The organism is Actinomadura viridis (assembly GCF_015751755.1).
Classification (GTDB): Bacteria; Actinomycetota; Actinomycetes; order Streptosporangiales; family Streptosporangiaceae; genus Spirillospora; species Spirillospora viridis.
On record NZ_JADOUA010000001.1, the window covers coordinates 8,546,658 to 8,559,005 of the forward strand.

A 12,348-nucleotide genomic window follows, 5' to 3' on the forward strand; every position below is an offset into this window, starting at 1 on the left:
GGCCCTGCGGGGGTGGTCGTCAGGGGAGGACGATGGGCAGCTTCATGCCGTCCAGGGCCTGGCCGCAGGGGCAGGACCGCTCGGCGGGAAGCGCCTTGATCACGTCGGCGACCAGGGAACGGAGGCGGGCGACGTTCTCGCCGAAGACGCGGAGGACCTCCTCCATGGTGACGCCCTCGCCCTCCTCGATGCCGGCGTCCAGGTCGGTGACCAGGCACAGCGGCGTGTAGCACAGGGCCAGCTCGCGGGCCAGGGCCGCCTCGGGGTGGCCGGTCATGCCGACGAGGGTCCAGCCCTGCGCGGCGTACCACTGCGACTCGGCGCGGGTGGAGAAGCGGGGCCCCTCGATCACGACGAGGGTGCCGCCGTCGGCGGGGGACCACTGGGCCTCGCGGGCGGAGGCCAGCGCGACCTGGCGGCCGGAGGGGCAGTACGGGTCGGCGAACGAGAGGTGGATCGCGGCGTCGTCGTCGTAGTAGGTCTGGGGGCGGCCGTAGGTGCGGTCGACGAGCTGGTCGGGGATGGCCAGTGCGCCGGGGCCGAGCTCGGGGGTCAGCGAGCCGACGGCGCTGGGGGCGAGGACCTGGCGGACGCCGAGGGAGCGCAGCGCCCACAGGTTGGCGCGGTAGGGGATCTTGTGCGGGGGGAAGCGGTGGTCGCGCCCGTGCCGGGGGACGAAGGCGACCCGGCGGCCGGCCAGCTCGCCGACCGAGACGGCGTCGCTGGGCGGCCCGTAGGGGGTGTCGACCTCGATCTCGTCGATGTCGTCGAGGAACGAGTAGAAGCCGGAGCCGCCGATCACCCCGATCTCGGCGGCGGGCTGGGACGTGGAAGGCGGTTGAGACATGTCGCCGACACTAACGAGCCCGGCGGGCCGCCGGGAGCCCCCCTCCGGATTGTGGATAACTCCGCCCGGGCGGCCGTGGCCGGGGAGCGGAACGAGGGCCCGGCCGGGTGCCGGGCCCTCGTCGGGGAGGGTGCTCAGCCGACCGGGTGCAGCGGCCGGGACGGCTCGTTCTCGCTGGTGGGAGCCTTGGCCAGGCGGCTCGGGGCCCAGATCCGGCGGCCGATGTCGAACGACAGGGCGGGCAGGAGCAGGGACCGGACGACGATGGTGTCGAGCAGGACGCCGAAGGCGACGACGAAGCCCATCTGGGCCATGCTCACCAGCGGCAGGGTGGCCAGGGCGGCGAAGGTCGCGGCCAGGACCAGCCCGGCCGAAGTGATCACGCCGCCGGTGACGGTCAGGCCGCGGAGGACGCCGCGCCGGGTGCCGAGGGCCGCCGACTCCTCGCGGACGCGGTGCATCAGGAAGATGTTGTAGTCCACGCCGAGGGCCACCAGGAAGATGAACGCCAGCAGCGGGAAGCCCGAGTCGGTGCCCTCGAAGCCGAACAGGTGCTGGAAGATCAGCGCCGAGGCGCCCAGCGAGGCCAGGAACGACAGCACGACGGTGGCCATCATGAGCAGCGGCGCGACCAGGGCCCGCAGCAGCGCCACCAGGATGAGCAGGACCACCGCCAGCACGATCGGGATGATGACGCGGTTGTCGCGGTCGGACGCCCGGTTGATGTCGAGGGTGGTGGCGGTGGTGCCCCCGACCTTGGCCTCGGCGCCGGGTACGGCGTGGACGGCGTCGCGCAGCCGTTCGATGGTCCGCTGCGCGGCCTTGCCGTCGGCGGGGTCGCTCAGCGTCGCCTCGTACTGGACCAGGCCGCCGGCGGTGACGGGACGGCTGACGTCGGCGACGCCGGGGGTGCCGGTCACGGCGGCGGCGACCGGGCCGGCGGAGGGGGCCCTGGCGATGATCAGGGCGGGGGAGCCGGACCCCGCGGGGAAGTGCCGGGCGACGACCTCGGCGCCCTCGATCGAGTCGGGCTTGCCGACGAACTGGCCGGCGTCCGACAGCCCGTCGGCCTTGAGCGAGCCGAGGCCGAGCGTCATGACGACCAGGACGAGCGAGGTGGCGGCCCAGAGGACGCGCGGGCGGGCGCTGACCAGCCGGGCGATCCGGCTCCAGACGCCGTGCTCGGACTCGAACGCCTCGGGGGCGAGGTAACGGTCGTCGTACCGGGGGACCAGCGGCCAGAACAGCCAGCGGCCGAAGATGACCAGCAGCGCGGGCAGCAGGGTGGTCATCGAGGCCAGGGCGGTGATGACGCCCGCGGCGGCGACCGGGCCCAGGCCCTTGGTGCTGTTCATGTCGGCGGCCAGCAGGCACAGCAGGCCGACGGCGACGGTGCCGGCGGAGGCGATGATGGCGGGTCCGGCGCGGTGCAGCGCGTACGCCATCGCCTCGTGCCGGTCGCGGTGCCGGTGCAGCTCCTCGCGGTAGCGGGCGACGAGCAGGAGGGCGTAGTCGGTGGCCACGCCGAAGACCAGGACGGTCAGGATGCCCGCGCTCTGCCCGTTGACGGTGAGCCCGGCGTTCTTCGCCAGCAGGTAGACGGCCGACTGCGCCAGGCCGAGGGCGGTCACGGCGCTCAGCACGGGGACGAACCACAGCAGCGGGCTGCGGTAGATGATCAGCAGGAGGAGGATCACGACGCTGCCGGCGGCCAGCAGGAGGAAGCCGTCGATGGTCTCGAAGACCGCGAACATGTCGGCGCCGCCGCCCGCCGGGCCGGTGACGTGGGCGTTCAGGCCGGGCGGTCCGCGCTTGACCAGCTCGCGGGCGTCGTCGACGGCCTTGGTCACATCGGCGTCGGTCAGCGGGACGAGGGTCTGCAGCGCCTTGCCGTCCCGGGACGGGAACGGCCCCTGGGGCTGCTGGGCTCCGGGGAGCCGTGCCAGGGAGGCGATGTCGCCCTTGGCCTTGGCGTTGTCGGCCTGGGTGAGCCCGCCGGACCGCTCGTAGACGATCACCGCGAGCATCGTCTCGTCCTGCCGGAACCGTTCCTGCAGTTCGACGACCTGGGTGGACTCGGCGCCGGCGGGCAGCCAGGAGGCCGCCTCGTTGTCCTCGACCTCGCCGAGCTTGCCGGCCAGCGGGCCGAGCGCGGCCAGCAGGACGACCCAGAGGGCCAGGACCGCCCATTTGCCACGTCTGCCGGAGATCGCGCTGGTCAGCCGGTACGCCCACGTGCGCGGCGGGGGCTGGCTTGGTGCAGCCATGATCCTCTCCCATTTCAAGATATATCGCGATGAGGTCGTCAGAATGTCTCGCAGATGGAGACTTGTCAAGTACTATCTCGACTTCCGTCATGGAGGTCCGCTGCGAGCCGATGTCATCGTCGCCGCGCGGACCGTCCTCGCGCGTCAGGCGTGAGAGGTGACCGGCGCTACCCCTCAGGGGTTACCGGGAGAGGCGCGATACCGCCTGCGTAGTAGGGCCGCTCCGCGCGCGCTCGTCCGCTCGGAGGGCGAGTGCCCGTCGATCCCCGGACTCAAGGAGGAGGTGAGAGGGGGCGGGCATGGCGAAGACCGGACGATCGTCATCGATCGCCCGGTCCGTGTGCCAGGTCGTGGTGTGAGGTGCGTCCCCGGTGTGCGGGGGTGGGGTCAGGCGACCTTCTCCGGCTTGGAGGACGAGGACGCCGTGGAGGACGACGAGCCGGAGTCCGACGATCCGGACGAGGATCCGGAGGAGGAGCCGGACGACGAGTCCGAGGACGAGGAGTCCGAGGACGACGAGGACGACTCGGACTTGCCCGCGGAGGCCGAGGCCCCCGCTGTCGACTTGCCCGAGCCGCGGCTGTCGGTCCGGTAGAAGCCCGAGCCCTTGAAGATGATGCCCGCCGCCGAGAAGACCTTGCGAAGGCGGCCGCTGCACGCCGGGCATTCGGTCAGCGCGTCGTCGCTGAACTTCTGCACGACTTCCAGGGGCTCGCCGCACTCGGTGCAAACGTACTGATACGTCGGCACGGTTCCTCCTCGCCGCCTCAGCCCGGCCGCTCCGGGCTGGCACTCAACTCAATCGACTGCTAATGGTACCCGTGCGTGGAACACGATCCGTCGCAGGGCTGTTCCCGCGGTCACATGCCGGTCTCGCCGAACCAGCCGGCCAGCTTGCCCCGCCGGCTGACCGCGCGCAGGCGCCGTTCGGCGGCGTCCCGGACCTGGTCGGTGGTGACCACCAGGAGGGTGTCGCCGGTCTGGAGCGCGGTGGTGGGCTCCGGGACGAAACTGCCGCCGTCCCGGACGATCAGCGTGACCGAGGCCCCCTGGGGGAGCCGCAGCTCGAAGATCTCCACCCCGTTCAGCCGGGAGTCGGAGGGGACCCGCACCTCCAGCAGCTCGGCGTGCAGCTGTTCCAGCGGGGCGGCCTCGACGCCCAGCTCGCGCGCCTCCTCGTCGTCCTTCAGCCGGCACCAGCGGGCCGCCAGCGGCAGCGTGGGGCCCTGGAGCAGGGTGAAGACGACGACGATGTTGAAGACGATCGCGAACAGCGTCTCCGAGCCCGGCACCCGCTCGACCATGGGAATGGTGGCCAGGACGATCGGCACCGCGCCGCGCAGCCCGGCCCAGGAGGCGAAGAGCTTCTCCCCGAGGGTCAGGCCGAAGCCCAGGGTCGGGATCATCACCGACAGCGGCCGGGCCACCAGCAGGAGGATGAACCCGATGATCAGAGCGGGCACGATCTGGCCGGGCAGATCGCTGGGCGAGGCCAGCAGCCCCAGCATCACGAACACGCCGATCTGGGCGAGCCAGCCGACGCCTTCGGCGAACCCCCGGGTGGCGGGGCGGTGCGGCAGGCGCGAGTTGCCGAGGACGAGCGCGCTCACGTACACGGCCATGAAGCCGCTGGCGTGCAGCTGGACCGCCGCCCCGTACGAGCCGATCGACAGCGACAGCACCGCGATCGGGTAGAGGCCGGAGGCGGGGAGGGCGACACTGCGCAGCGCGTACGCGCCGAACCGGCCGATCAGGAAGCCGACCACGCCGCCCGCGATCAGCTCGTACACCATGATCCCGCCGAGTTCGAGCAGGTCGGGCATGGCGGCGGTGGTGCTGAGCGTGACGACGACGATGATCACGGGGGCGTCGTTGAAGCCCGACTCGGCCTCCAGCAGGCCGCTCAGCCGCGAGGGCAGCGGCAGGCGGCGCAGGACGGAGAAGACCGCGGCGGCGTCGGTGGGGGCGAGCACGGCGGCCAGCAGGAAGGCCAGCCGCCAGTCCATGTCCAGCAGCCAGACGGCGGCGAACCCCACCACCAGGATGCTGATCAGCGTGCCGATGGTGGACACGGCGAGCGCGGCGGGCACCGAGGGACGGACGTGCCGCCAGTCGGTGGTGATCCCGCCTTCGGCCAGGATCAGGACGAGGGCGGCCAGGCCCAGGGTCTCGGCGAGCCGGGCGTCGTGGAACTCGATCGGGAACGGCCCGCCCTCGCCCATGAAGAGCCCGATGCCCATGTAGGCCAGGAGGGTGGGAAGGCCGGCGCGGTGGGAGAGGCGCACCGCGACGATCGCGCAGAGTACAAGGCTCGCCCCGAGGAGTAGCCAGATGTCGAGATGCACATCCCACCCTTCGGGGTCGCGGAAGATGATCGTTTAGAGATCCTACAGATATCTGCGCGGATCACATAATTTTGGTTGACCGAACGTGGGGTGATTGGCCCGTTCAGCGCCGCCTGATCTGCGGGTTTACCCCGTTCACCACGTTTGTCACTGGACGCCCCAGCACCGCCGCCTCGATGTTGTCCCGCACCGCCGAGATGATGTTGATCTGCGCCTGCCCGGTCCCGCCCGCGGCATGCGGCGACAGCAGGACGTCCTCGTGCGCGCGCAGCGGATGGCCGGCCGGGGGCGGCTCCTCCTCGAAGACGTCGAGCGCGGCCCCCGCCAGCCGTCCCGACTCCAGCGCCGCCAGCACCGCGCCGTCGGGGGCGATCCCGCCGCGCGCGACGTTCACCAGCAGCGCGCCGTCGGGCAGCAGGCCGAGCCGCTCCTGGTCCAGCAGCCCCGCCGTCTCGGGGGTCAGCGGGAGGGCCACGACGAGGATGTCGGAGACCGCGAGGAGGTCGTCCAGCTCGCGGTAGATCGCGGACGCCTCGGGACGGCGGCGCCGCGACCAGTACGACACCGCGCATCCGAGGGCGCCGAACAGCCGGGCGACCTCCTCGCCGATCGCGCCGTATCCGAGGACGCCGACCCGCTGGGTGTGGATCTCGCGGGTGCCTCGGGCGAGCAGCTCCATCTGCGGCCAGCCGCCCTCCCGTACGCGGCGGTCGCCCCAGGCCAGGTGGCGGCAGAGGGCGAAGGCGGCGCCGACCGCCCACTCCGCCACCGCGCGGGCGTTGGCCCCGGCCGTGTTGGCCAGCGGGACGCCGGCCGCGGCCAGGGCCGCGCCGTCGACGCTGTCGGTCCCCACGCTCGGCATCTGGACGAACGCGGCCCGCCGGGCGAGCGCCACGGCCTCGGCGTCCAGCCCCAGCTTCCCGGTGAAGTCGCCGATGATCAGTTCGGCCTCGGGGAGTGCGGCGTGCAGCCCGGCCCGGTCGCGGGTGGCGGGGAAGTCCAGCCGGATCGCGTCGGCCAGCGGCGCGAACAGCTGCCGCAGCAGGTCCTCCCCGAGCGGGGCCAGGGTCAGGATCCGCCAGGGTGCCGTCATCTCGAACCTCCAGGTGAGCCGTCGCGTGCCACGGGCCGGGCGGATGTCACTCTAAAGGCCGGAAGATCGGCGGCCCGCGAACGCCGGGGCGGCCGGCCGGGCCGACCCGGGCCGGCGTGCGGTCAGGCCAGCCGGACGAAGCCCTCCGACGGCGTCACCGCCGCCCGGACGTGCCGGTCGTGCGCCTCGGCGGGCAGCTCGCCGACCAGCTCCCCGTCGTAGAGGAGGCCGACGGTGAGGATCGCCGGGCCGACCCTGGCCAGCGCGCGGTCGTAGGAACCGCCGCCCCGTCCCAGCCGGACCCCCTTGCGGTCGACCGCCAGCGCGGGCGCGAGCACCACGTCCGCGCTCGCCACCGCCTCCACTCCGCGCGGAGGCTCGGTCGGCTCCAGCAGGCCCCGCGGCCCCGGCGCCAGCGAGTCGGGGCCCTCGTACGACGCCCAGTCCAGGTCGCCGTCCGGCAGCAGGCGCGGGAGCAGCACGTACGCCCCTCGCTTCCACAGCGCGAACAGCAGCCCGCGGGTGTCCGGCTCGGTGCCGACCGACACGTACGCCGCGACGGTCCCGGCCATCTCCAGCTCCGGCACGCCCAGCAGCGCGTCGCGCAGCCGCCGCGCGGCCGCCGCCCGGTCCCGCGGATCCATCGCGGCCCTCCTGGCCAGCGATTCCGCGCGGAGGGCGCTTTTAGAGCCGATGTGCTGCACGGTGTGGTCCTCCGACATGACTAGGGTCTCTACATGACCGACTTTGAACCTGTCCTCAAGGCGGTCGTCCCGGCGGCCGGCCTCGGTACCCGATTCTTGCCCGCCACCAAGGCGACTCCCAAGGAAATGCTGCCCATCGTCGACAAACCGGCGATCCAGTACGTCGTCGAGGAGGCGGTCGCGGCCGGGCTCACCGACGTCCTGATGATCACGGGGCGCAGCAAGCGGTCCATCGAGGACCACTTCGACCGGGCCTACGAGCTGGAGGAGGCGCTGCGCGCCAAGGGCGACGAGGAGCGCCTGGGCGCCGTCCGCGAGTCCAGCGAACTGGCGATCATGCACTACGTCCGGCAGGGCGAGCCGCGCGGCCTCGGGCACGCGGTGCACTGCGCCCGCCAGCACGTGGGCGACGAGCCCTTCGCGGTGCTGCTCGGCGACGACATGATCGACGCCCGGGACCGGCTGCTCACCCGGATGATCGACGTACGGCGGCGCAACGGCGGCAGCGTCGTGGCCCTGATGGAGGTCGAGCCCGACCAGGTCTCGGCCTACGGCTGCGCCGCCATCGAGGCGACCGACGAGGACGACGTCGTCCGGATCACCGACCTGGTGGAGAAGCCCCCCGCCGAGGAGGCCCCCAGCAACTGGATCATCATCGGCCGGTACGTCTGCGACCCCGCGGTGTTCGACGTCCTGGAGAAGACCCCGCCGGGACGCGGCGGCGAGATCCAGCTGACCGACGCGCTGCGCACCCTCGCCGACATGCCGGTCGAGCAGGGCGGCACGGTGTACGGGGTGAAGTTCCGGGGCCGCCGCTACGACACCGGCAACAAGCTGGAGTACCTGCGGACGGTCGTGCAGTTCGCCTCCGAGCGGCCCGACCTGGCGCCCGAGTTCATGCCGTGGCTGCGGGAGTTCGTGCGGCGCCACGACGGCGACGGCGCCGGGGCGTAACGGCGGCCGGCGGGAACACGCCGGCGGCGGTACGGCGTGGAGATTCCCGGCACGCCACGTCGAAGGGGAAGACTGAGGCACCGTGAGCATGAGAACGGTCGACGAGCACCTGGCGGGCATCCTGCGCGCCGTACCGCTGCTGCCCCCGCTGGAACTGGCGCTCCTGGAGGCCGAGGGCGCGGTCCTGGCCGAACCGGTCGAGGCGCCGGTGCCGCTGCCGCCCTTCGACAACTCCGCCATGGACGGGTACGCGGTCGTGGCGGCGGACGTGGCGGCGGCCGGTGAGACCGAGCCGGTGGTCCTGCCCGTCATCGGCGACATCGCGGCCGGCGACCCGGCGGTGTCGGCGATCCGGCCCGGCCTGGCCGCGCGGATCATGACGGGCGCGCCGATGCCCGCCGGGGCCGACGCGGTCATCCCGGTGGAGTGGACCGACGGCGGCACCGCGTCGGTGCGCATCACCCGTCCCGCGCCGCCCGGCCACTACATCCGGCGGGCCGGTGAGGACGTCCTGGCCGGTCAGGTGGTCGCCGAACCGGGCCTGCGGCTGCGCGCCGCGCAGCTGGGCATGCTCGCCGCGGTCGGCCGGGCCCGGGTCATGGTACGGCCCAGGCCCCGCGTGGTCGTGCTGTCCACCGGCACCGAGCTGCGCGAGCCCGGCGCGCCCCTGGCGCCCGGCCAGATCTGGGAGTCCAACAGCTTCATGCTCACCGCCGCCGTGATCGAGGCCGGGGCGGTCGGCTACCGGCAGGCCACGGTCGGGGACGAGCCGGAGAAGGTCTGGGAGACCGTCCAGGACCAGCTCGGCCGCGCCGACGCCATCATCACCTCCGGTGGTGTCTCGATGGGCGCCCGCGACGTGGTCAAGGAGGTCTTCTCCGCGTTCGGAGCGGCCGGGGGACGCGGCCCGGACGCCGGTGCCGGGGGCGCGGCCGGTGCCGCGGGCCCCGGCTGGGTGGAGTTCAGCAAGGTCGCGATGCGGCCCGGCAAGCCGCAGGGGTTCGGCCTGCTCCACGGCACGCCGATCTTCACGCTGCCGGGCAACCCGGTGAGCGCCTACGTGTCGTTCCAGGTGTTCGTCCGGCCCGCGCTGCGCGCCATGCAGGGGCTGCCGCCCGACCCCCTGCCCACGGTCGGGGCCGTGCTCACCGAGGACCTCAAGTCCCCGGCGGGCCTGCGCCACTTCGTCCGCGGTCGGCTGTCGTCCGGCCGCGGCTTCTTCTCCGTGACCCCGGCCGAGCGGCAGGGCTCGCACCAGCTGGGGTCGCTGTCGTCCGCCGACGCGCTCATCGTCCTGCGCGAGGACGACGAGGCGATCCCCGCGGGTTCCCACGTCGATGTCCTGAGGTTGCCGTCATGAGCACCGGTCCGGAGTTCACCCATCTCGACGCCACGGGCGCGGCCCGGATGGTCGACGTCTCGGCCAAGGACGTCTCCGTGCGCACGGCGACCGCGACCGGCTTCGTCCGGCTGTCCGCCGCCACCGTGGCGGCGCTGCGCTTGGGCGAGGTCCCCAAGGGCGACGCGCTCGCGGTGGCCCGGATCGCCGGGATCATGGCCGCCAAGCGCACCCCCGACCTCGTACCGCTGTGCCACCCCATCGCCCTGCACGGCGTCGAGGTCACGCTGGAGGTCCGGGACGCCGGGGTGGCCGTCACCGCCCAGGTCCGCACCGCCGACCGCACCGGGGTGGAGATGGAGGCCCTGACCTCGGTGACGGTGGCCGCGCTGGCGCTGATCGACATGGTCAAGGCGATCGACCCGGCCGCCGTCGTCACCGACGTCCGGGTCGAGGAGAAGACCGGGGGCAAGACCGGCCTCTGGCGCCGCGACGCGGACGGGTGAGCGGGTGGACGAGCGGACGGGTGAGCGGGTGGACGGGAGCGCGCCGATGATCCGGGCGATGGCGGTCACGGTCTCGAACCGGGCGGCGGCCGGGATCTACCCCGACAGGTCGGGCCCCGTGCTGGTGGAGATGCTGGAGGACCTGGGCGTCCAGGTGGACGGCCCGGTGGTCGTCCCGGACGGGGAGCCGGTCGCCGAGGTGCTCCGCGACGCCGTGGCCCAGGGGTACGACGTGGTCGTGACCTCGGGCGGGACGGGCCTCACCCCGACCGACCGGACGCCGGAGATGACCCGGTCCGTCCTGGAACGCGAGATCCCCGGGATCGCGGAGGCGATCCGGCTGGAGGGCCGGGAGGCGGTGCCCACCGCGATCCTGTCCCGGGGGCTCGCCGGGGTCGCCGGCCGAACGCTCATCGTCAACCTGCCCGGCTCGACCGGCGGTGTCCGGGACGGGATGGCGGTGCTGGGCCGCGTGCTCGCCCACGCCGTCGACCAGATCGGCGGCGGCGACCACCCGCGGCCCGACGCGGGCGAGGGCTGATCCGGGACGGGCCGCCGCACGGCCCGTCCCGCACGCCCGGCCGGTCAGCCGGAGCCGGAGCCGGGGCTGGGGCCAGGGCTGGGACCCGGGACGAGTCCCAGGTCGTCCAGGACGCGGGTGACGATCTCGTCCGGGGAGCCGCCGATCGGGACGATCAGAACCCCCTCGTCCGGTCCCGGACGCTCCAGGTCGCGGAACTGGCTGTCCAGCATCGCGGGCCGGAAGAAATGCCCGGAACGGTCCGCCATGCGGCCGGCGATCAGGTCCCGGTCGCCGTCCAGGAAGACCAGCCGGACGCCGGGCCGGCCGGCGGCCAGCAGGTCGCGGTAGGACCGCTTGAGCGCCGAGCAGGTCGCCACGCCGGGCGCCCCGCGCTCGATCCGCTCGCCGATCCAGCCGGCGATGGCGCGCAGCCAGGGGAGGCGGTCCTCGTCGGTGAGCGGGATCCCGGCGCTCATCTTCTCGATGTTGGCGGGCGAGTGGAACGCGTCGGCCTCGGCGTAGTCCCAGCCCAGCCGCTCGGCCAGGCGCTCCCCGACGGTCGTCTTGCCGCTGCCGGACACGCCGGTGACCACGATGACGTCCGGGGGAGTCCGGGGCATGGGGGCGCCTCGCCGTTCTCTCGGGGGGCCTGCACGGTCAGCCGGTCAGGACGGGGGCGCCCGAGAGGGTGACGCCCTCGGCCTTCAGCTCGTCCAGGGCGCGGGCGGTGGTCTCCTCGGCCACGCCCGCGGTGAGGTCGAGCAGGACGGTGGTGTCCAGCCCGGCGCGGGCGGCGTCCACCGCCGTGGCGCGCACGCAGTGGTCGGTGGCGATCCCGACGACGTCGACGGCGTCCACGCCGCGCTCGCGCAGCCACTCGCCCAGCGGCACGTCCCGGTCCGAGACGCCCTCGAAACCGCTGTAGGCGGCGGCCCGCCGGCCCTTGCTGAAGACCACCTCGATCGGGGCCAGCGTCAGGTTGGGGTGGAAGTCGGCGCCCGGTGTGCCGATGACGCAGTGCGGCGGCCAGGTGTCCACGTAGTCGGGCGCCTCGGAGAAGTGCGCCCCCGGGTCGAGATGGAAGTCGCGGGTGGCGACGATGTGCCGGTACGACGGCCCGTTCGCCGCCACGTGTCCGGAGATCGCGGTCGCCACGCCGGCGCCGCCGCCGACGGCCAGCGAACCGCCCTCACAGAAGTCGTTCTGCACGTCCACGATGATCAGAGCCTTGCCCATGCCCGCTCCTCGATCCGGTTCCCCCGACTGTCTTCTCCCCAGACTCAGGGCGACGCTACCCCACGAGATCACCGCGGTCAGGCGCGCCCGCCGCGGCGTCCCGGAGACGGCGCCCTGGGACGGTGTTCCGGAGACGGCGTCTCAGAGGAGGCGCGGGCCGCCGTCGACGAACTCGGTCGGGACGGCGGGGGCGCCCTTGGAGAGCTGGAGCGCGGTCGGCGGCAGTTCCCGCATGCTGCGCACGTGCCGTTCCCGGGCCCGGATCCCGCTCGTTGACTTGCGGCGAGTTGTCGCCCGGACGGTCGCCGAGACGACAACTCGCCGCAAGTGAACGTACGCCGCCCCATCCGTTGAATGAACGCCGCGGCCCTGGACGCTGCTGGAGCCGCCCAGGGCCGCGGGCCCGCGTGAGGGAGTGCCGCACCAAGCCTGCTCCTGCGCCGCAACGCTGCTCGCGCGTTCACACGGAGGCGGGCGCGCCCCCCGGGTTTGGCAACCCCTCAGATGGCCGGTCCACGTCTCTGCCGGTCACCT

Annotated in this window: 12 protein-coding genes; 4 read left to right on the top strand and 8 right to left on the bottom strand. The window is 73.4% G+C overall.

Features of this window, described 5'->3' with window-relative positions:
• Positions 1-19: 19 nt before the first annotated feature.
• From IW256_RS38785 to IW256_RS38810, 6 genes are all read right to left on the bottom strand, one after another.
• Entirely contained in the window at positions 20-847 is an 828-nt protein-coding gene (locus tag IW256_RS38785) for an S-methyl-5'-thioadenosine phosphorylase (protein ID WP_197015683.1), read from the bottom strand.
• A 134-nt stretch (positions 848-981) separates the two neighbouring features.
• Positions 982-3,114 (bottom strand): MMPL family transporter, encoded by a 2,133-nt coding sequence (locus tag IW256_RS38790; RefSeq protein WP_197015684.1) that lies wholly within the window; start codon positions 3,112-3,114, stop codon positions 982-984.
• A 387-nt stretch (positions 3,115-3,501) separates the two neighbouring features.
• On the bottom strand, positions 3,502-3,864 hold the full coding sequence (locus tag IW256_RS38795) for an FmdB family zinc ribbon protein (protein ID WP_197015685.1): 363 nt from the start codon (positions 3,862-3,864) through the stop codon (positions 3,502-3,504).
• 110 nt (positions 3,865-3,974) lie between these two features.
• Positions 3,975-5,459: a potassium/proton antiporter gene (locus IW256_RS38800; RefSeq protein WP_197015686.1), complete on the bottom strand. Its 1,485-nt coding sequence runs from the start codon at positions 5,457-5,459 to the stop codon at positions 3,975-3,977.
• 103 nt (positions 5,460-5,562) lie between these two features.
• The gene (locus IW256_RS38805) at positions 5,563-6,552 is read right to left on the bottom strand and encodes an NAD(P)-dependent oxidoreductase (RefSeq protein ID WP_197015687.1); all 990 of its coding nucleotides are present in this window, start codon (positions 6,550-6,552) and stop codon (positions 5,563-5,565) included.
• 122 nt (positions 6,553-6,674) lie between these two features.
• A complete protein-coding gene (locus IW256_RS38810; protein WP_197015688.1) occupies positions 6,675-7,274 on the bottom strand; it encodes a 5-formyltetrahydrofolate cyclo-ligase in 600 nt (199 codons plus the stop codon).
• 15 nt (positions 7,275-7,289) lie between these two features.
• Here IW256_RS38810 and galU point away from each other — a divergent pair, with 15 nt between their 5' ends.
• From galU to IW256_RS38830, 4 genes are all read left to right on the top strand, one after another.
• On the top strand, positions 7,290-8,210 hold the full coding sequence (galU, locus tag IW256_RS38815) for a UTP--glucose-1-phosphate uridylyltransferase GalU (protein WP_197015689.1): 921 nt from the start codon (positions 7,290-7,292) through the stop codon (positions 8,208-8,210).
• An 88-nt stretch (positions 8,211-8,298) separates the two neighbouring features.
• Entirely contained in the window at positions 8,299-9,570 is a 1,272-nt protein-coding gene (glp, locus tag IW256_RS38820; protein WP_197016799.1) for a molybdotransferase-like divisome protein Glp, read from the top strand.
• Positions 9,567-10,055: a cyclic pyranopterin monophosphate synthase MoaC gene (gene moaC, locus IW256_RS38825; RefSeq protein WP_197015690.1), complete on the top strand. Its 489-nt coding sequence runs from the start codon at positions 9,567-9,569 to the stop codon at positions 10,053-10,055. Before glp ends, moaC begins: the two co-directional genes overlap by 4 nt.
• Before the next feature lie 46 nt (positions 10,056-10,101).
• Positions 10,102-10,596, top strand: coding sequence for a MogA/MoaB family molybdenum cofactor biosynthesis protein (locus IW256_RS38830; RefSeq protein ID WP_197016800.1), 495 nt, complete (start codon positions 10,102-10,104; stop codon positions 10,594-10,596).
• A 44-nt stretch (positions 10,597-10,640) separates the two neighbouring features.
• Here IW256_RS38830 and IW256_RS38835 read toward each other — a convergent pair whose 3' ends face one another.
• A complete protein-coding gene (locus IW256_RS38835; protein WP_197015691.1) occupies positions 10,641-11,198 on the bottom strand; it encodes a gluconokinase in 558 nt (185 codons plus the stop codon).
• A 37-nt stretch (positions 11,199-11,235) separates the two neighbouring features.
• Positions 11,236-11,814: an isochorismatase family protein gene (locus IW256_RS38840; protein ID WP_197015692.1), complete on the bottom strand. Its 579-nt coding sequence runs from the start codon at positions 11,812-11,814 to the stop codon at positions 11,236-11,238.
• Between the last annotated feature and the right edge of the window lie 534 nt (positions 11,815-12,348).

Excerpts from the sequence above, each read along its gene's own strand:
- IW256_RS38785 (WP_197015683.1), bottom strand. The coding sequence starts at position 847 with ATGTCTCAACCGCCTTCCACGTCCCAGCCCGCCGCCGAGATCGGGGTG.
- IW256_RS38790 (WP_197015684.1), bottom strand. The coding sequence starts at position 3,114 with ATGGCTGCACCAAGCCAGCCCCCGCCGCGCACGTGGGCGTACCGGCTG.
- IW256_RS38805 (WP_197015687.1), bottom strand. The coding sequence starts at position 6,552 with ATGACGGCACCCTGGCGGATCCTGACCCTGGCCCCGCTCGGGGAGGAC.
- IW256_RS38810 (WP_197015688.1), bottom strand. The coding sequence starts at position 7,274 with ATGTCGGAGGACCACACCGTGCAGCACATCGGCTCTAAAAGCGCCCTC.
- galU (WP_197015689.1), top strand. The coding sequence starts at position 7,290 with ATGACCGACTTTGAACCTGTCCTCAAGGCGGTCGTCCCGGCGGCCGGC.
- glp (WP_197016799.1), top strand. The coding sequence starts at position 8,299 with ATGAGAACGGTCGACGAGCACCTGGCGGGCATCCTGCGCGCCGTACCG.
- moaC (WP_197015690.1), top strand. The coding sequence starts at position 9,567 with ATGAGCACCGGTCCGGAGTTCACCCATCTCGACGCCACGGGCGCGGCC.
- IW256_RS38830 (WP_197016800.1), top strand. The coding sequence starts at position 10,102 with ATGATCCGGGCGATGGCGGTCACGGTCTCGAACCGGGCGGCGGCCGGG.
- IW256_RS38835 (WP_197015691.1), bottom strand. The coding sequence starts at position 11,198 with ATGCCCCGGACTCCCCCGGACGTCATCGTGGTCACCGGCGTGTCCGGC.
- IW256_RS38840 (WP_197015692.1), bottom strand. The coding sequence starts at position 11,814 with ATGGGCAAGGCTCTGATCATCGTGGACGTGCAGAACGACTTCTGTGAG.